Origin of the sequence: Ruminococcus sp. 210702-SL.1.03, from assembly GCF_020559915.1 — a bacterium.
Lineage (GTDB): Bacteria > Bacillota > Clostridia > Oscillospirales > Ruminococcaceae > YE71.
Map to the genome: position 1 here is coordinate 1 of NZ_JAJCLZ010000001.1, position 18,921 is coordinate 18,921.

At 49.6% G+C, this 18,921-nt stretch carries 16 protein-coding genes, 1 tRNA gene and 1 pseudogene; 4 read left to right on the plus strand and 14 right to left on the minus strand.

All coding sequences use genetic code 11. The features are described from left to right. Window positions 1–298: 298 nt before the first annotated feature. The 4 genes from LI114_RS00005 to LI114_RS00020 all read right to left on the minus strand — a co-directional run bounded on the left by LI114_RS00005 (window position 299) and on the right by LI114_RS00020 (window position 3,869). Window positions 299–375: transfer RNA gene (locus tag LI114_RS00005), tRNA-Pro, on the minus strand. A gap of 160 nt (window positions 376–535) precedes the next feature. Continuing rightward, window positions 536–1,261, minus strand: coding sequence for a JAB domain-containing protein (locus tag LI114_RS00010; RefSeq protein WP_227218300.1), 726 nt, complete (start codon window positions 1,259–1,261; stop codon window positions 536–538). 12 nt (window positions 1,262–1,273) lie between these two features. After that, the gene (locus LI114_RS00015) at window positions 1,274–1,990 is read right to left on the minus strand and encodes a DNA alkylation repair protein (RefSeq protein WP_227218302.1); all 717 of its coding nucleotides are present in this window, start codon (window positions 1,988–1,990) and stop codon (window positions 1,274–1,276) included. 295 nt (window positions 1,991–2,285) lie between these two features. Further along, on the minus strand, window positions 2,286–3,869 hold the full coding sequence (locus LI114_RS00020) for a fibronectin type III domain-containing protein (protein ID WP_227218304.1): 1,584 nt from the start codon (window positions 3,867–3,869) through the stop codon (window positions 2,286–2,288). A gap of 300 nt (window positions 3,870–4,169) precedes the next feature. Between LI114_RS00020 and LI114_RS00025 the strand changes: the two genes are divergently transcribed. From LI114_RS00025 to LI114_RS00040, 4 genes are all read left to right on the plus strand, one after another. Beyond that, window positions 4,170–4,598 carry a MarR family winged helix-turn-helix transcriptional regulator gene (locus LI114_RS00025; protein WP_227218305.1) on the plus strand — a complete coding sequence of 143 codons (429 nt, stop codon included), beginning with the start codon at window positions 4,170–4,172 and terminating at the stop codon, window positions 4,596–4,598. 20 nt (window positions 4,599–4,618) lie between these two features. Next, a complete protein-coding gene (gene glgB / locus LI114_RS00030; RefSeq protein ID WP_227218307.1) occupies window positions 4,619–6,460 on the plus strand; it encodes a 1,4-alpha-glucan branching protein GlgB in 1,842 nt (613 codons plus the stop codon). A 40-nt stretch (window positions 6,461–6,500) separates the two neighbouring features. Beyond that, complete coding sequence (locus tag LI114_RS00035) at window positions 6,501–6,710, plus strand: DUF3343 domain-containing protein (protein ID WP_227218309.1); 210 nt, start codon at window positions 6,501–6,503, stop codon at window positions 6,708–6,710. 106 nt (window positions 6,711–6,816) lie between these two features. Next, window positions 6,817–7,848, plus strand: a complete 1,032-nt coding sequence (locus LI114_RS00040; RefSeq protein ID WP_227218310.1) for an ATP-binding protein — start codon at window positions 6,817–6,819, stop codon at window positions 7,846–7,848. Between the two features lie 34 nt (window positions 7,849–7,882). Here the strand turns inward: LI114_RS00040 and LI114_RS00045 are convergent, their stop codons facing one another. From LI114_RS00045 to dxs, 10 genes and pseudogenes are all read right to left on the minus strand, one after another. Continuing rightward, entirely contained in the window at window positions 7,883–8,863 is a 981-nt protein-coding gene (locus LI114_RS00045) for a sensor histidine kinase (RefSeq protein ID WP_227218312.1), read from the minus strand. Next, a pseudogene (locus tag LI114_RS00050) lies at window positions 8,860–9,531 on the minus strand (response regulator transcription factor). The gene LI114_RS00045 and the pseudogene LI114_RS00050 overlap by 4 nt, the downstream one beginning before the upstream one ends. Before the next feature lie 126 nt (window positions 9,532–9,657). After that, complete coding sequence (locus LI114_RS00055) at window positions 9,658–11,670, minus strand: ABC transporter permease (protein ID WP_227218314.1); 2,013 nt, start codon at window positions 11,668–11,670, stop codon at window positions 9,658–9,660. Further along, on the minus strand, window positions 11,663–12,430 hold the full coding sequence (locus LI114_RS00060; protein ID WP_022128138.1) for an ABC transporter ATP-binding protein: 768 nt from the start codon (window positions 12,428–12,430) through the stop codon (window positions 11,663–11,665). Before LI114_RS00060 ends, LI114_RS00055 begins: the two co-directional genes overlap by 8 nt. 184 nt (window positions 12,431–12,614) lie before the next feature. Further along, window positions 12,615–12,974: a DUF6465 family protein gene (locus LI114_RS00065; RefSeq protein ID WP_022128139.1), complete on the minus strand. Its 360-nt coding sequence runs from the start codon at window positions 12,972–12,974 to the stop codon at window positions 12,615–12,617. A gap of 248 nt (window positions 12,975–13,222) precedes the next feature. Further along, window positions 13,223–14,893 (minus strand): DNA repair protein RecN, encoded by a 1,671-nt coding sequence (gene recN / locus LI114_RS00070; protein ID WP_227218316.1) that lies wholly within the window; start codon window positions 14,891–14,893, stop codon window positions 13,223–13,225. 11 nt (window positions 14,894–14,904) lie between these two features. Continuing rightward, a complete protein-coding gene (argR, locus tag LI114_RS00075) occupies window positions 14,905–15,372 on the minus strand; it encodes an arginine repressor (protein ID WP_227218318.1) in 468 nt (155 codons plus the stop codon). A gap of 13 nt (window positions 15,373–15,385) precedes the next feature. After that, window positions 15,386–16,255 (minus strand): NAD(+)/NADH kinase, encoded by an 870-nt coding sequence (locus tag LI114_RS00080; RefSeq protein WP_227218320.1) that lies wholly within the window; start codon window positions 16,253–16,255, stop codon window positions 15,386–15,388. 5 nt (window positions 16,256–16,260) lie between these two features. Further along, window positions 16,261–17,055, minus strand: coding sequence for a TlyA family RNA methyltransferase (locus LI114_RS00085; protein ID WP_227218322.1), 795 nt, complete (start codon window positions 17,053–17,055; stop codon window positions 16,261–16,263). Continuing rightward, window positions 17,052–18,911: a 1-deoxy-D-xylulose-5-phosphate synthase gene (dxs, locus tag LI114_RS00090; protein ID WP_227218324.1), complete on the minus strand. Its 1,860-nt coding sequence runs from the start codon at window positions 18,909–18,911 to the stop codon at window positions 17,052–17,054. Before dxs ends, LI114_RS00085 begins: the two co-directional genes overlap by 4 nt. Window positions 18,912–18,921 lie beyond the last annotated feature (10 nt).

Sequence of the window (18,921 nt, forward strand, 5' to 3'; positions counted from 1 at the left end):
CGCTGGGCGTGCCTGAGAGCCTTGCAGATGACGGCGGCTTTGGCGGCGGTACGGAAGCGGCTACTAATGCGGTGCTCGGGAAGCTGGGGTACAAGCAGAACGGGGTAGCGGGTAAAAAGCTGATGAAGAAGTTGGCTGAAAAATTGAAGTAAAAGGCAACAGCCGACAGGGGAGTTATTCCTTGTCGGCTGTTTTGGTTTACGGGTATAAAAAAATACCGCAAGAACGAATCCTTACGGCATTTTCACAACGATTGCAAACACATAGCGAAAAATTATGAGTTCGTATGTGTGCGTTTTGGTCGAGGTGACGGGACTTGAACCCACGGCCTCTACGTCCCGAACGTAGCGCTCTACCAAACTGAGCCACACCTCGATATTTTAGTCCTGTGCAGCAACACCGCACTCAAACCGATAATTATTATATCACATCATCGCGGTTTTGTCAAGCATATTTTTCAAATTGATATGCCGCTCTAATGATAATTGTGCAACATAAACAATATACGCAATCACAATTTAGCAAATTCGACGATTCATTCTCTCCACTTGTCGCGATTGAAAAGAAACTCGGCGTAGTTGAACTCTTCGGGAACGCGGGTTATGCCGTCTGCGCCGATGATGTAGTGCGCCGCCATTTCGCCGCCAAGCTCCAGCGCTCGGTTTTTGATGTACGCCGTTGACGATATATCGCCGGATGACGGCGTGCAGCTCGCGTTCGGGTGATTGTGCGTTATGATAAATCTGCCGCTCGGCTCGTTGAACATAAATTTGGATATTTGTCCGAAATCTACCTGAACATTGCTGTATGTGCCCTCAGAGATCAGCCGACGGTGCTTTAAAAATCCTTTTTTATCCACTGAAAACATATACAGCTTCTCGCGGCATTCAAGGCTGTACAGCGCTTTCAGATAGTCCGTCAGCGTGTTGAGGTCGTCGAATTTTATCGGCTTTTTGAAGCGCTCTAACAGCACACGCGTCATGAATGCGCTCACCAGACGTATGCCTCCCGCCTCTTTTTCGGTGACGACGCCGCCCTCGCATATCTCGTCGATGGTCGCAGAAAGTACTCGCTTTACCGTGCCGAAACGCGCTATCAGGAAATCCGCACAGCGCGCCGCCCTGTCCTCGTCGATGATGAAATTAAGCATTATCTCCTCCATTATCACCGACTGCGACATTCCGTCAAACGTACTGCCATTCTCCGTGAACACCCGCAGTATCTGCGAGCGCCGCGTTTCTCTTCTCGGTTTGTTTGACATCTGCGCACCCCTCTACTTGATCTTCAGCATTTTCAAATATTTTTTCGTTTCAGGCGGCACTTGACGGCTCTCGACCGCTTTTTGTATCGCCGCGTTGTGCACGAAAACCGAAAGCCGCCGCTCTGATATGTACTTCACCGCTTCATCGTAATTTTTCGCGAGCGCCATGCTGAAAAACCACGCGTTTGCCATGTCGATATAATACTCTCCGCTCGGGACAGCCGCCGCAAGTTCGCAATAATGCGGGTCGAAATCATCGTCCAGAAAATATGTCAGCAAACAAACTAATCCATATCTAACAACATATGTATGCTCACTTTTCAGCCACTTTTCTACGCACTTTATCAGCTCGGGGTGATTTTTCGCGAATATTTTCGGCTTCATGCTGTCGCAGGTCGCCCAGTTATCCGCGTGTATCATAAGCCGCTCGGCTTCCTCCGCGGCGCGCTGAAAATCGGCTATCTGCTCGATGAGAAACGCCCGCAAGTTCATCTCTTCATAGTAAAAATATGGCAGCTCCATCTGCATGAACTGCTCTGCCCTGCCGCTGCGAAAAAGCTCTTTCGCGTAGCTGCGCAGGCGTGGGGTGCGCACGCCGATTATCCTTTCGCGCGGGACGTTCGGTATCAGCCGTGCGTGAAAATTGCGGTACTTTTCATCGCGCATTGCGAAAAGCTCGGCAACTATCTCGCGCTCAAGCTCGCCGACGGGCGTGAATTTTTCAGACATTGCGATCCCCCATTTCACTAACAATTATAACATTTATCTAGCTTTTTGTCAAGAATTTGCCCAAAATTTCGACAAAAAAACCGCCGAGTTTTGCCCCGACGGTTTTCCGCACTATTAAGGCAACACCGCACAACTACCGCCTTCGGCTTTGTGCACGTCTTGCTTGCATATTTCCCGCCATATTGCACTAAAACTCCTTGACTAACGCGAGTTAGCCTGCGTCGCTTTAGCAGAATCTGACGAAAAATCTGACTGCGCAATTCGCACACAATAGTTGCGCGGTGTTGCCTTAAAATTATTTTGTCTTTACGCTCTTTGCAGCGCTGGCGTCGCCCCAGAATGTGCCGCCATACATCCACTTGTGGTAAGCTTTTACCTTGTATTTGTATGTCGTCTTGGATTTCAGCGATTTCTTGTCAACGTATCTGGTCTTGCCGTTCTTTACAGTAGCGAGTTTTTTCCACTTTTTAGTCTTGCTGTCGTATCTGTAAACACGGTAGCCGTCAGCGCTCTTGACCTTGCCCCATTTCAGCGTAATGCTGTTTTTGGTGGAGGAGGTGGATTTTATAACAGCCTTACCAGGAGTTGTCATTGCCGTTCCGTTTGAATAATCTCCCCAATAGGTCTTGCCGTTACGCTTCGCATATGATCTTACTCTATACTTGTATGTCGTTCCGGGCGTAAGGTTGTAAAGCTCGAAATATTCGCCCTTGCCATCGCGAACAGTGCCTTTGTTTACCCATTTTTTAGTTGATGAATTGTATATGTAAAATTTGTAACCGTCGGCGTCGGGAGCGGTAACCCAGTGGAAACGCAAAGACGTACCTTTCTTTACTCCATCAGCATCGCGGTTGAAGTAGTCTGCTATTATGTCAAGTATCGGCTGGGAATAATCGTAGTTGTAAAAAACCCTTTTATCATAAAATTCTGCTGAGGTCATTTCGATCTTTTCCCAATCAGATTTTGAACCCGTATAATACACCTTTTTTAAATGGAATGCTTGTTCAAACAAATAATCACCGATGTGATTTACTGTTTTAGGAATTACGATTGTCACTAGTTCAAAACAGTTTCCAAAGGAAAAGTTACCAATATAGGTGACTTTTTTAGGCAGAACAATATGTGTTAATTTATCACATTCATAAAATGCAAATTTTTCGATAACTGTAACGCTGTCGGGGAAATTAACATTTGTTATTTTGCCATTGTACTCAAACGCACCGGCAGCAATTTTGGTAACACCGTCCGGAATCGTTATATTGCCCTCTGCATTTGAACCATCAATAAGAATATTATTTAAGATAAAGAATGTTTTATTTGCTTTCTGAGCTTCAAGCCACGGCGTAGCGCAAAAAGCATTGTAACCAAAATTTGAAACAGTAGAAGGTACAGTAATGCTTTTAAGATTTACACAATGGCAGAAAGCTTCGTCCCCAATAGTTGTAACGCCATCTGGTATTACTACACTGGTAATATCAAGACCAACGCAATAATCTGCCGTAGTTTCACCGAAATCAACATAGTCAACAAAAGCTCTTTCGCCTATACTTGTGACCTTTTTTCCATTCAGCTTACTGGGAATATTCACCTTTTTAGATGAACCGATATACTTTGAAATCTCAACCGTACCATCTTCAAGCACTGTATAATTATAATCCCCGTAAGTCAGCGTAGCACCCGCTACCTGAACATCTTCTCCCGACTGCTCGGCTATGTAGGCTTCGCCATCGTCGAGCGAGATCTGCTCGTTAGCCGCGTAGTCCTCGCTCATCTCCTCGGCGCTTGCCGATACCGCCGCAAAACCGCTCTCCGCCGCGGGCAGAGCCAATCCGCCGAACGCTATACTGAGCGCCACAACGCCTGCAACAAATTTCTTCATAAATTTTCCTCCTATAATCTGCAAATTTAAGCCGAAAACGCGCTTTTTCCCGCGCTATACCGACCTTTCTTAAAATTTTATCAGAAATTTTTAACAAAAAAAAAAAAAAAAAAAAAAAAACGATAAACATTTTGTGAACTATGACTAAGAGCAAGTTTTCGCCGCCAAATAATCACGTTCACCAACGCCCCGAGCGTCACGGTACGCCGTTTTCGCCAAAAATCCAATATTTCCTTGACTTTTTTTATTATATGTGCTATAATAGCTAACAGTATTAGCAATGAAAAAGGCGGTGATTTTTTGGATAAGCGCGAAACTACTCAGGCGTTTTTGAGTGCTATGCGGGCTTCTTATTTTAACAATACAGCAAAGACCTCGGCCGACTACCTGCGCGGCGAGTGCCGTATGCTGTCTTTCCTCAACATCGACAAAGAGCGGCAGTACCAGTCGGGCGAGTTGGCGAAGCACCTCAACATCACCACCGCGCGCACTGCCGCCACGCTGAGAACGCTTGAAAAGAAAGGCTACGTTGCCCGCAGCGTATGTGACGGCGATAAGCGTAAGATATTCGTTTCCATCACCCCCGCAGGCTCGAGATTTATCGAGAAAAAGCGCGAGGACGTCTGCCTGTTTTTCGACCGCATTTTCGACGAGTTAAGCGAGAGCGACCGCCGCGATTTTATCCGCCTCATCTCTGAGATAACCGAGATAGCGGGAAATATGAAGTAACGAAAGGAATTTGGAAATTTATGTACATAGATGATTTTTTTAGCGGCAGAGCATTTGACGCATATGAGTTTTTCGGCGCTCACCCCACGTCAAACGGCGTAGTTTTCCGCACATTCGCGCCAGGCGCGGGCAAGGTGGCTATTATCGGCGATTTCAACGACTGGCACCCTTGGCAGCTTCACTGCGACCGCGGCATTTGGGAGCTTGAAGTGCCGCAGGCTAAGGTCGGCGACAAGTACAAATTCGTGATATACACACGCAGCGGCGAGATGATAGAGCACTGCGACCCCTATGGCTTCGGCATGGAGCTTCGCCCCAACTGGGCTTCTATCGTGCGCGACTTAAACGTTTACAAATTCACTGATGAAAAATGGCTCGCCCGTCGCGACAAGAATTACAACAAGCCGCTCAACATCTACGAAATGCACCTCGGCTCTTGGAAAACGAATGAAGATGACGAAAACGGCTGGTACGATTACGCCGCGATCGCCGAACTGCTTATCCCATATCTGAAAGAGCATGGCTATACTCACGTTGAATTCATGCCGCTTTCCGAGCACCCCGCCGATTGTTCGTGGGGCTACCAGAACACAGGCTTTTACGCGCCTACCTCCCGCTACGGCACGGCTGAGCAGCTTATGGAGCTTATCGACAAGCTTCACAACGCGGATATCGGCGCGATAATGGACTTCGTGCCCGTGCATTTCGCGATAGACGGCTACGCTCTGCGCAATTTCGACGGCACACCGCTTTACGAATATCCCGAATCTGACGTATCGGTCAGCGAATGGGGCACTTGCAATTTCCTTTTCAACAAGCCTTCTTCGGCGGTATTCATGCAGTCATGCGCAAATTACTGGCTGGAAAAATATCACTTTGACGGACTGCGAATGGACGCTATCAGCCGCGCGATATACTGGCAGGGTCAGCCCGAACGCGGCGTAAACCCCAACTCCGTCAACTTCATAAAGCAGATGAACGCGGGTCTGCAAAGGCTGCACCCGAACTGTATGCTCATCGCGGAGGACTCGACCGCATTCCCGAAGATCACCTGCCCCGTAGAGTATGACGGCATGGGCTTCGACTACAAGTGGGATCTCGGCTGGATGAACGACACGCTGAATTACTTCCGCACCCCGCCCTCCGAGCGCCCCGCGCAGCACAACAAGCTCACATTCTCGATGTTCTATTTCTACAATGAGCTGTATATGCTGGAGCTTTCGCACGACGAAAACGTACACGGCAAGGCGACGGTCGTACAAAAAATGTGGGGCGATTACGAGCAGAAATTCCCACAGGCTCGCGCGATGTACGCGTATATGTTCACCCATCCCGGCAAAAAGTTGAACTTCATGGGCGGCGAATTTGCACTGTTCCGCGAGTGGGACGAAACGCGCGAGCAGGACTGGGACATTCTAAAATACCCCCTGCACGAAAGCTTCGACCGCTACATGAAAAAACTGATGGGGCTTTACAAGACCGAGCCTGCGCTGCACAACGCCGAGTACAACAGCGACACGTTCCGCTGGCTGATGGCGGACAACGCCGAGCAGTGCAGCTACGCATACATACGCACCGCTGAAAATCAGACGATATGGTGTCTTTTCAACTTCTCGGATAAGGAGCAGACTTTCCCGCTTAATACCGATAAGCCCTGCGAGCTCTTGCCGCTGCTTTCATCTGACGAACAGACTTACAGCGGCTCTACGTCTGCGAATGAGCTTAAAAACATTGCGATAGAAATGGCAGGCGCGCACAAATTTACTCTGCCGCCATTTACAGCCGTGCTTTATGAAGAGCTGCCCGCCGAAACGATCAAGCCTGCAAAAACTGCAAAGAAACCAAAGTCTGCCGCTAAGTAACTTTTTCACCGCCGCCTGCGTAATATGTATGGGTGATGCTATGAAATTTCTTATCGGTATGACTTCGATAACCTACGCTATGCGGGCGCAGGAGCTGCTCACCGCAAAAAAGATACGCTGCCAAGTGGTATCAACGCCGAAAAATGTCGGCAGCGGCTGCGGATATTCGCTTTCGGTCAGCGGCGAACCCAACGAGGTCAAACGGCTTCTGAGTGAAAACGGGATAAAATACAAAGAAGTTTACCTTTAATAAAAAAAGTCCCTCTGTTTTGCGGCGGAGGGACATTTTTTTGTACTTGACGAAACGCGTCGAATATGGTATAATTATTACAAACATTTTAAGCGAGGTGAAGAGCATGATAAGCGATCATTCCATACTAAAGTCGATAATCGAAAACGGCGGCCGCGAGGGCTACATCACCGATGAGCGCTTTAACGTGGTATGGACAAATTCGCAGAAGCCGCTCACCGAGATACTTCTTTGCTCAGAACACAGCTCTCTGGAGCGTGCGCGCACTAAAGAAGCCATGATCTCATGCTCCGACGGCTCGGCACTGAAAATAACGCCGATAATGGTAGACGGCAAGGCTGAGGCTTACGTTTTCGAGCGCTTTACGGGCAATCAGATACTCGATATGCTCTCAAAGACCTCTGTTTTTTACAGCTTCGCCGAGCAGTACAATTCTTTTCGCGACTCCTCGCTGGAACTGCTGCTGAAAGCCGCCGAGAACGACCGTTTTATTGCCGAAAAGACCGACAAGCTCACGGCGGGCAGCGTAAACAAATCAGGCTCTTTCAAGATACTATCGCCCGAGTCTGAGCCTATCACGATGGATCTTTACGTTCCGCTCAGCTACTGCTGCGGCTCGCTGCAAATTCTTGCGAATTACACCGACCTAAAGCTTGAAACTGAAATCTCGATGGGGCTTTTCACGCTTACGCACCTTACTTCATTCGAGTACGTTGTGCTAAACCTCATCATAAACGCTTATCAGAACGCCGAGCCGGGCAACCGCAAGCTGCTTGTGCGCGGCTACCGCAAAGACGACAACGTCATCGTCGAAATACATAACAACGGCGACGCGCCTGACATTGAGAAGATAGAGGCTTTTCGTCATATTTACGCGGTAGACCGTCCAGAATACAGCGGCGAGGGCCTTGGCATCGCGATGGTGCAGCTTTTTGCCGACAAATACAACGGCGAATTTCTCATGAGCCGCAGCCACCTCGGCGGACTTTGTGCCGAACTGCGCCTGCCGTATCGCCTGCCTGACAGCCGCGTTTCGCTCTTCTCGCCGAATTACGGTGAAAACGACGATGAACTTATGATAGAGCTTCTGAAAAAATGCTTTACCGCGAAACAGCTTTCCGTACTGCAAAACAGATAAACTAAACCGCCCGACATTTCGCCGAGCGGTTTTTTCATTCTATAAAAATGTCAGCTTCGTTGAAAGTTATGCTTACACAAGTGCCTTTGCCGACCTCTGAGGTGATGGAAATACCGTGACCCAGTCTGCGGCATACCTCGCTGCAAAGGTACAGCCCGATACCACTCGAGCGCTTCTCTTCCCTGCCGTTGTAGCCCGTGTAGCTGCAATCAAAAATGCGCGGCAAGTCCTCGGCGGCAATGCCTATGCCTGTGTCAGAGATCATGAGCGTGCGACCGACTGTGCATATCTTTATCTCGCCCGCCGAAGTATATTTCAGCGAATTTGAAAGTACCTGCTCTATCACGAAGCAGAGCCATTTTTCATCGGTAAGTACGGTAATATCGCCAGGCTCGTACTCCAGTTTCAGGCGCTTCATTATAAACTGCTTTGAGTATTTGCGGATAGATGTGCGCACCGCCGAGTCAAGGCTGCGGCGGGTTATCACAAGGTCGCTGCTGCCGCAAAAAAGCCGCTGGTAATTCAGCGCCATCTCGACATACTGCTCTATGTGGAAGATCTCGTTTTGCAGCTCTGCCGAGCGTGCGCCGCTTTGTATAAGCAGGCGCAGTGCGGAGATCGGCGTTTTTATTTGGTGCACCCACATTGTGTAGTAATTGCGCATATCAGCTTCGCGGCGGCGGTGCTCCAGCGCGGCGCGCTCATACTCGGCGTAGGTCTTTTGCAGCATTTGCGTGTACAGCCGCTCGCTTTCATTTTGCGGCGTCGGCAGACTTTCGAGCGTTTCCGGCAACTCAGAAAGCGTTCTTTTCAGCGCGGAGACCCTTTTGTAATATCTGTAAAAGCCGACAAGCGCATACACTGCCGTAAACGCCAAGCAGAGCGCGCCCGCATACAGCACAGTTTCGGCAGGCACTTCCGCAGCGTAAAGCACCGTTGCAAATATAAGCAGATACGCCGCCGCAAGTATGACCATACGCCTATACCCCGAAATATACGCAAGAAATGTTTTCATTCTATGATGTACCCCATTCCCTTTTTGGTAGTGATGAAGCCGCTAAGTCCTGCGTCGTCGAGCTTTTTGCGCAGGCGCGCTATGTTGACGTTCAGCGTGTTTTCATCGATGTAGCAGTCGGTCTGCCAAAGCTTTTACATAAGCTCCTCGCGAGGAACTATCCTGCCCTTATTGTGCAGAAGCTCTGAAAGTATCTTTATCTCATTTTTGGTAAGGCTTATCTTCTCGCCGCCGAAATTAAGCATGCCGTCATCGGTATTGAGAACAGCGCCGCGGTGCTCGATATAGCTTACAGCCGCGGCAAATTCATACGTCCGCCGCAGCATTGCCTGCACCTTTGCGACAAGCACGTTCATGTCAAAAGGCTTCGCGATAAAATCATCGCCGCCCATATTCACAGCCATGACGATGTTCATATTATCGGAAGCGGAGGATATGAATATCACGGGCACGCGGCTGACGCGGCGTATCTCGCTGCACCAATGGTAGCCATTGAAAAAAGGCAGCGAAATATCCATAAGCACAAGCTGCGGCGAAAGATCGGAAAACTGCTTCATCACATCGGAAAAGTCGGTAATAGCTATCGGTTCAAGTCCCCACGCCGCGAGCTGTTCTGAGATTACTTTCGCTATCACCTCGTCGTCCTCTACTATCATTATCCTGTACATAAAAAGCCGCCTTTCAAATTTATCTATATCTATTTTAACACGTATCGCTGCGAATTGCAAGCGCAGACCCTCTCTTTTGCGAAAAGGTCTGCGCTTATATATATCCGTTTTGATGTCTGAAAAAAATCAACGGCTGACTATGTTGTAATATATCTTTGAAGTTATCTTGTAAAGCGCAAAGTATATCAGCGCGAATACCACGATAACAGCAGCCGTTGCTTCACCGAAGCGTGTGAGGTCTACCAGATTGAAAAGCTCCAATATGCGCCGCAGCATAGGGTACGCCGCGAGCAGGTGGCAGATAGCCGTGATGAGCGGCAGAAAAAATACTATCAGCACCTGAGAATTTATCGACTTTTTCACCTCGCGGTGAGTCATGCCGACTTTCTGCATTATCTCAAATCGGGAGCGGTCATCGTAACCTTCGGAAAGCTGCTTGTAGTAAATTATCAGCGCCATGCCCACGATGAAGATGCTGCCGAGGTACACGCCGATGAAAAGCAGTCCGCCGTACATCTGCAAAGCGAAAGCCCTTTCTGCCGACCTGTTCGGCACATAAAATGTATAGGGAGCGCTTTGACCCTCGTCAGCGAGCTTTTCAGACTTATTTGAAAAAAGTTCGCCGATCTTATCGAATATATCGTCTTTAAATGCTATTTGAGAGGCACTGCTTCCCACAAGATCAAACTGAAACTGTTTTGAAACTTGGCTGGCGTTTTCTTCGTAAACTTCTTCATTCACGCTGACCAGCTTATCAAAAAGTACTTTATCCCGAACAACTGCAAATTCTGTATCAAAGCCGTAATTCGAGCTTACTATCGGGAAAGCTTCAGTGTGTTTTTTGGCGTACACTTTCGTTCCGCAGAGGTCTATCTCGCCTGCGGGGGCGTCTTCGCCAAATACCATTATCTCATTTTCCGCAAGCTTTTCATTTTTATTTGTAAGCTTGTTGTAGTCGTCAAGCGTTATCGCGGCAAGAAGCATAGTGTCGGAATAACCATAGCTTGCAGGCACTACCTTATAGCCGTTTTCTGTACGAACAGCGCCGAACGATATGAGATCCATCTCGTGCATATCGTTGACTTTAAGGTCGTGCTTTTCAGCAATTTCATAGATATTCTTTTCAATGTCAGCGGCAAGGTCGTCGCCTAAATCAGTAAAGCAAACGGCGGTATTCTGCGCGAACATTTTGTCAATGTACCAGTCTACGCCCGTGTAGAGCGAAAAAGTGGTAGAAACCATTACAAGCACCATAGTCAGCAGTATGCAGATAGATGCAAGACCAGCCGCGTTCTGCTTCATGCGATACATCAATCCCGAAACCGCGGTAAAGTGGTTCGGCTTGTAGTAATATCGCTTGTTCTTTTTCATAAGTTTCAGTATCGCGATGGTAGAAGCTGTGAAAAGCAGATATGTGCCGATGATGACAAGCAGTACGGCGAGGAAAAACAGACTCATTGCGGTAAATGGGTTATCGGTGGTTATCGAAATGTAGTAGCCTGTGCCGATACAGCCGATACCCAGCATGGCGAGCAGCCACTTTGCTTTAGGCTCTTTTTCGCCGACGCTGCCGCCTTTCAGCATCTGTATCGGGTCGTTCAGACGAAGCTGAATGAGGTGGAAGATGAACGAAAGCAGGAATATTCCGCCGAAAAGCAGACAAGTAATGCCCGTCGCTTTCCAAGATATGAAAAAGTTCATGCCTATCTTCATATCCGCTACCTTATCGCAGACCATGAAAACAAGCTTTGAGAGAAGAAGACCCGCGCTAAGACCGCCCGCAAGCGAGATCACTGTGCTGTAAAGCGTTTCAAAGAAAAGCGTGATGCCGATGTGGCGCTTTTCCATGCCGAGGATGTTATATAATCCCAGCTCTTTTTTGCGTCGCTTCATCAAAAAACTATCGGTGTAAAAGAGGATTATCGCAGAAAATATCGCGACTATCCTGCCCGCCAGCGCCATTACGCTTACTATCGTTTCGCTGTTGGTAGCTTGGACAAGCTGCGGGTTGTACGAAAGCGCCATTATCATGTAAAACGCGCAAACGGTGAAAATACCCGTGCATAAATACGGTATCTCAAACTGTGAATTCTTGCGCATATTTGTGAAAGCGAGCTTTTGATAAAACAGCTTACCCATTCAGCTCACCGCCCGTCGCTATCATCGTAAGTGTGTCTGAGATCTTTTGGTACATCTCCTCACGCGTACAGCCGCCGCGGTAGAGCTGGTGGAACACCTCGCCGTCGCGCAGGAAAAGCACACGTTTTGCGTGGCTGGCAGCCTTTACCGAATGTGTTACCATAAGTATAGTCTGCTCGCGCTCGTTTATGGAATTGAAAAGATCGAGAAGCTGATCGGCGGATTTAGAATCCAGCGCGCCGGTAGGCTCGTCGGCAAGCACGAGCTTCGGCTGAGTGATGAGCGCTCTCGCCACTGCCGCGCGCTGTTTTTGTCCGCCGGAAACTTCATACGGATATTTTTTCAGCAGGCTCTCTATGCCCAATATCCGCGCCAGCAGACCCAAACGGCTGTTCATTTCCTTATAGCTTTTGCCCGAAAGTACCAGCGGCAGAAATATATTATCCTGCAAAGAGAAAGTATCGAGCAGGTTGAAATCCTGAAAGACGAAGCCCAGATTATCGCGGCGGAACTGCGCTATGTCGCGCTCCTTGATATTTGAGAGCGGCATACCGTCGAGAATGACCTCGCCGCCCGTAGGCTTATCGAGCGCGGCAAGAATATTCAAAAGCGTAGTTTTACCGCTGCCAGATTCGCCCATTATAGCGACATACTCTCCTTTTTCCACCGTGAAATTCACGCTTGTGAGAGCCTGCACCTTAGCGCCTCCCAGCCGCGTAGTGTAGATCTTTTTTAGATCTCTTACTTCAAGCATACTCATTTTGTTTTGTCCTCCTTATTCAGATGCGTTGTTTTCTTTATGTATATATCATACCACATCTGAGAGCGCCTTTGCAATATCCCGCGCTTACAAAAATACGGCGTACCTTACATAAACGTAATTTATGGCGAAAAAAATCGCCGCTCAAAGCCTTTTGCAGCTTCGGCGGCGGATAAAAATACTATCAAAGCTCGACCTTGTCGCTCACATCACCATTTACAACATAGTAAGCGGCAGATTCCTCAGGCTTGATGTACACGCTGATAGACTTTACAGCGCCCTTGTTCTTTGCCTTGAAATCGGCCTTGCAGGCTTCGGTAACAGCGGCAACGTCATATTCTTTGCCTAAGCACTGTACCTTTACTTCGCACTTCTCAGCAGTTTTTGCAGCGGTTTTCTTAGCAGCAGGCTTCTTTGCAGGGGCCTTCTTTGCGGGGGCTTTCTTTGCAGGAGCTTTAGCCTCTTCCTTTACTGCGGGCTTGCTTGCGGCAGTCTTTGCAGCTTCGGACTTTACTGCCTTTTCATCGGTCTTCTTAACAGCCATTGATTCTTTCCTCCTATTACTATTTCTCGGGTATATCTGGCGGGCGTTAGCTTATGCTGCCCGCCGCTATGATTGTATTATATACTATTTTCTTGGCTTTGTCAAATGTTTAACAAGCTTTTTCGGCAGTTTTTAATGAAATTTGTATACTGTAACAAAATTTTAACATACGACAAAAGCGCAATTGTGATTTTTGAAATGAAAAACCCCGCAGTATCAGCGTTTCTGCGGGGTAAATGCTCAAATATTCAGTATGTTTTTGCCTCGTTCAGCAGTTCTTCCGCGTTTTTCAGCGTAAGCTCGGTTATCTGGTCGCCGCCGATTATGCGCGCTATCTCACGCTTGCGCTCCTCGAAATCAAGCCTGCGTATCTGTGTAGAGGTACGGTCGCCAATGACTTTTTTCTCGATAAGCAGGTGCGTGTCTGCCATCACAGCCATCTGCGAAAGGTGGGTAACGCAGAGCACCTGACGGAATCTCGATATACTTTTCAGCTTCATGCCTATCTTCTGCGCCGCTCTGCCGCTGACGCCTGTGTCGATCTCATCAAATATCAGCGTGCCGATGCTGTCTTTATCGGCGATAACGCTTTTGAGCGCGAGCATTATTCGCGAAAGCTCACCGCCCGATGCTATCTTAGCGATGGGGCGCGGCTGCTCGCCGACGTTCGCCGAAATGAGAAATTCCACATTGTCCATTCCGCTGAGGGTAAGCTTGCCCTGCTTGATGTCTACGACGAGCCGCACCTTCGGCATATTCAGAAATTCCAGTTCGCCCGTTACCTGCTCTACAAATCGCTCGGCTGCTTTTTTGCGAAATTCCGAAAGCTCCGCCGCTTTGAGCGAAGTTTCGCGAAGAAGTTTTTTCTGACTTTCCAGCAGCTCTGAAAGGCTTTCCTCGCCGCCGTTTAGCTCGTCAAATTCCTGCTGCGCGCTCTCTAGGCGTTTCAGCACGTCTTCGAGGGTCGGGCCGTATTTCAGCTTCGCCTTATCCAGCTCGCGCGAGCGCGAATTCAGCCATTCAAAGCGCTGCGGGTCTGCGCCGAGCCTTTCGACCAGCGCGCTAAGTTCCGACGAAATATCGTTGACCTCTATCTGCGCCGAGCTGAGGCGTTCATACAGCGCGGAAAATTCGCTCATCAGCTCAGTGCCGTTCTCGATCTGCTTTAGCGCCTGCTGCATAAGACCCTCGGCGCCGTCGAAATCTTCATCGCCGCCCAGCAAACGCGCCGCCGCGAACGCCGCTTCCGATAGGAACACCGCGTTTTTAGAGATCGCCAGTTCCTGATCTATCGCTTCGTCCTCCTCGGGCTTTGCGTCAAGCTCAGTAAGCTCAGCTATGATCTCGCTAAGCTGCTCCAAGCGCGCCGCCCTGCCCGCCTGCTCTTTTTTCTTGCGGCTGATCTTGCGCGAAAGCTCCTGCAATTTATGGAAAGACGCGCGGTACTTGGCTATCAGCGGCTCGGCTTCGGCGTAACCGTCAAGTATCTCGATATGACGCTCTGGCGCCATGAGTATCTGATTATCGTGCTGACCGTGTATATTTACGAGCAGCGAGCCTATCTCGCGCATCGCCGAGATATTTATACTGCGTGAATTTATGCGCGCCGAGCTTCCGCCGTCGAAATTTATCTCGCGCGAGAGAAAGAGTTTGCCGTCCTCTGCTTCGATACCCAGCTCGTCCAGTTTCTTCATGCACTCATCGCTGAGGTGTGAAAAGCAGCCCGAGATAACGGCTTTCTTCGCGCCGGTGCGCACGATGTCTTTAGTAACACGCTGACCCAGCAGCGCGTTTATACCATTTATAAGTATAGATTTTCCCGCGCCGGTCTCGCCCGTGAAAACATTGAGATCGTTTGTGAACTGCACGGTAGCTTTTTCAATAACGGCTAAATTTTCGATATAGATCTCTTCCAGCATTTTCTCACCGCCTATTTACATTTGCCGATTATCTGGCTGAATTCTTTTACTAATCTTGCCGCGTCCTTTTCGGTGCGCATGAGCACGAATATCGTGTCGTCGCCCGCCAGCGTGCCGACCGCGTTGTAAAGGTCGGTAGAGTCGAGCTTTGCGCATATCGCCTGCGCCATGCCCGAAGCGCACTTTACCACAACGGTATTGACCGCATAATCAACGTCCTTGACGCTTTCGGCGATTATCGAAAAAAGCAGCCCGTCACTTTCCGAGATCGACCCGCGTTTCAATGCTGGAACGGCATACTTTGAGCCGCCCTCGGCATCGGGTATCTTTATCAGCGCCAGCTCTTTAATATCGCGCGAAACAGTCGCCTGCGTTACGCGGTAGCCCGCCTTTTGAAGCTCTTCGCAGAGCATTTCCTGCGTTTTTATCTCCTTTTCGGCGACAAATTTTATTATCTTTTCCTGACGTTCATTTTTCACGATACCACCCCGTTCACATCGTTTCTTTCAGCGGCGTCATAAGCTTTCGGTTGACCGTCGGGAAAAAGCTGCCGCCCGTAATGTCTATTATCTGCGTGGTAAGCTGCGAGCGCTCTATCACTACGATGTCACGGTCGGAAAGCTTCGCGAGCTGAGTTCCGTCAACGGTGAGTATCGCGTGGCCGCCGCCGCGGTTGTGGCAATGTACCGATATGTGCGAGCTTGGCGAAAATACGATAGTCCGCGCAAATAGCGAGTGCGCGCAGATCTGCGAAAACTCGATGCACTGCATATCCGGTTCGATGATGGGGCCGCCCGCCGAGAGCGAGTACGCCGTAGCGCCCGTTGCGGTGGAAAAGATCACGCCGTCCGCACGCAACGATGAGATAACGCTGCCAGATTTCGACACCTCGAAGTCGGTTATCTTGCAGTCCTCACCTTTGATTATAACGGCGTCGTTGAGCGCGTCAGCGGAAAGCTCCTCACCGTTTTCGCACTTCACCTTGACCGAAAGCATCATTCTGTCAGTCACGGTATACTCGCCGCGGCAAAGCAGGCGCAGCTTTTCGATCTCAGTAAATTCAAGCGAAGCCATAAAGCCGAGAGTTCCGCAATTTATGCCGAGTATCGGTTTTCCGTATTTTGAAGCGACCGATGAGCAGCGCAGTATAGTACCGTCACCGCCTGTGACCACGATAACGTCGCACTTCTCGACGCACTCGGTCTGGCTGAGGTACTCTATTTCGTAAAGCTCGCCGAAGATCTCGCGGTACTCCTCCTCCATGCAGATCTGCGCGCCCTCTGAGATCAGCACGGCGCACGCCTGTTCGGTGTACTTGCGGCTGTTCGGCTTGACAAGGTTCGGGTACATATAAATTTTCATTTTCATCACCACTGATCAGCGTTTTCAAATGCTATATCCACAATTTTCTTTATGTCGAATGACTTTGACGGCACATCAGACTTTTCCAGATGTGCCAGATATTCAATGTTGCCGTCGCCGCCGCAGATAGGCGAATTTGTAAGCCCGCGCAGTGAAAGACCCATCTGCGCAAAGAAAGCGCAGAGCGTATCCAGCGTTCTGATATGGTCTTTTTTGCCGCGCACAAGACCGTTCTTGTTCAGCGCCGCCTTGCCAGCCTCAAACTGCGGCTTTATCAGCGCGACTATCTCGCCGCCGTCCGTCAGCGACGCCGCCATTTGCGTAAGCACCTGCGTCAGCGAGATGAATGAGAGGTCACAGCACATGAACTGCGGCAAGCTGTCAAAGATTTCGGGCTGCATATACCGAGCGTTCACGCCCTCGATATTTCGCACGCGGCTGTCCTGCGCCAAACTTTGCGCAAGCTGCCCGTGACCGACGTCCACCGCGTAGACGAGCTGAGCGCCGTTTTCCAGAAGCACTTGCGTGAAACCGCCCGTTGAAGCGCCGATGTCCGCACATATTTTTCCGCGAACGTCTATCGGAAACGCCTCAAACGCGCCGATCAGCTTGTAAGCGCCCCTGCCGACGTATTTTTCGCTCTCCAGCGCGGCAAGTTCGTCGCTGTCGGAAACCGCAAACGCAGGTTTTGTCACAACCGCGCCGTTCACCGTGATCTTACCGTCAGCGATAAGCCGCTTGGCTTTTTCACGGCTTGAAGCCAATCCGCGCTTAGCAGCGGCAACGTCTAGTCGTTTCATATGTTCATACTCCCTGCTATCTTTTCAGCCATTTTGCATGCGGATAATCCTGCTTCGTCCAGTAGGTCGCAAGTCTTGCCGTGAGCAACAAAGCCATGCAGTGCTACTCTTTTGCAGACAGTATTACCCGCCGTCAACGCCGCATATTTCTCACCCATAGAGCCGTATTCATAGCACTCTTCAAAGATAAATACTCTTTCATATTTTTTCATAATGTCTATGATCTCATCCGCTATAGGGAAGATCTCAACGGGCTTGAGCAGGTCTATCTTACAGCCTTTTTCAAGCAGAATGTCGCTCGCTTCGCGCAGATCACCGTAAAGTCTGCCGTAAGCTATCGCGAGCGCTTTGCCGCCGTTCTGCTCATAAACGTAGTTTGTCGAGCACTCAGCGTCGCGCGCCAAAACGCTCTCAGCACCGCGTGGATAGCGCACCGCGCAAAGTCCTTCGTCCGTGAGCGCCGCCTTTTCTAAGCAAGCTTCAAGTTCAGCATAATTCGACGGAGAATATATCTTGATATTTGGAATTGTTGTAAGAAATGGTATGTCAAAAATACCCTGATGGGTTTCGCCGTCCTCCCCGACGATACCCGCACGGTCAACGCCGATAACTGCATGAGTGCCCATTATCGCCAGATCATGCATGAGCTGATCGTAACTGCGCTGCAAGAACGTGGAATATACAGCGAATACAGGTATCATTCCGTCAGAAGCAAGACCCGCACAAAACGTCGCGGCGTGCTGTTCGGCAATGCCGACGTCAAAAAATCTGCGTGGCAAAGCCTTGTGAAAATATTGCAGACCGGTGCCGTACTTCATCGCGGCGGTCACAGCGCAAATTTTCTTGTTGTCATAAGCCATGTCCAGCAATTTTTTGCCAAAAACGGTCGAAAAGCTGTCGGTCGCGACAACGTCGGGGTTGCCCGTAGCTATCTCAAACGAGCCGACACCGTGAAATTCGCCTGGGTTCGCCTCTGCGGGCGGATAGCCGTGACCTTTAATAGTATTAACCATCACGATTGTCGGGCGGTGAAGCGATTTCGCTGCCGTGAGCTGCTCTTCAAGCTCTGCAATGTTATGACCGTCAACGGGGCCGACAAATTCAAAGCCGAGATCCTCGAACATCGTGCTATGGAAAATAATATCTTTTAAGGCATCTTTTGAGTAGGTCATCGCCTTTTTAACAGGCTTGCCAATTACCGGCGTTTTGTCAAGCACGCGCTCGACCGCAGATTTCGTGCGGTGATATCCCTCTTTTGTGCGGAGGGTCGAGAGATATTTCGCCGCCGCGCCGACGTTTTTCGAAATGCTCATTTCGTTGTAATTTATTACGATAACGAGGTTTGTGCCGCTTTTTCCGGCGTTGTTCAAGCCCTCGTAGATCTCGCCGCCCGTGAATGCGCCGTCGCCGAGTATCGCAACGGTGTGGTGCGGGTCATTTTGCAGTTTCATAGCGGTGGCAATGCCGAGCGCCGCCGAAACGGAAGTCGAGCTGTGACCGCTAATGAATGCGTCATGCTCCGACTCATCGGGTCGAGGAAAGCCGCTCAGACCATTTTCTGTGCGAATTGTAGAAAACTGCGCTGCCCTGCCCGTCAGCAGTTTGTGGGTATATGCCTGATGACCAACGTCCCAAACAAATTTATCCGCGGGCGAGTCGAAAACGCGGTGCAGAGCTATGGTCAGCTCCACCGTGCCGAGATTTGATGCGAGGTGTCCGCCGTTTTTTGAAACAGTAGTTATCAGCGTTCGGCGTATCTGCGCGGCAAGCTTGCGGCACTCATCTATGTTCAGATATTTAAGATCCTTCGGCAGATTCATATTGTACAGATCAGCCTTATTTTCAATTTTATCCATATGAAAAACT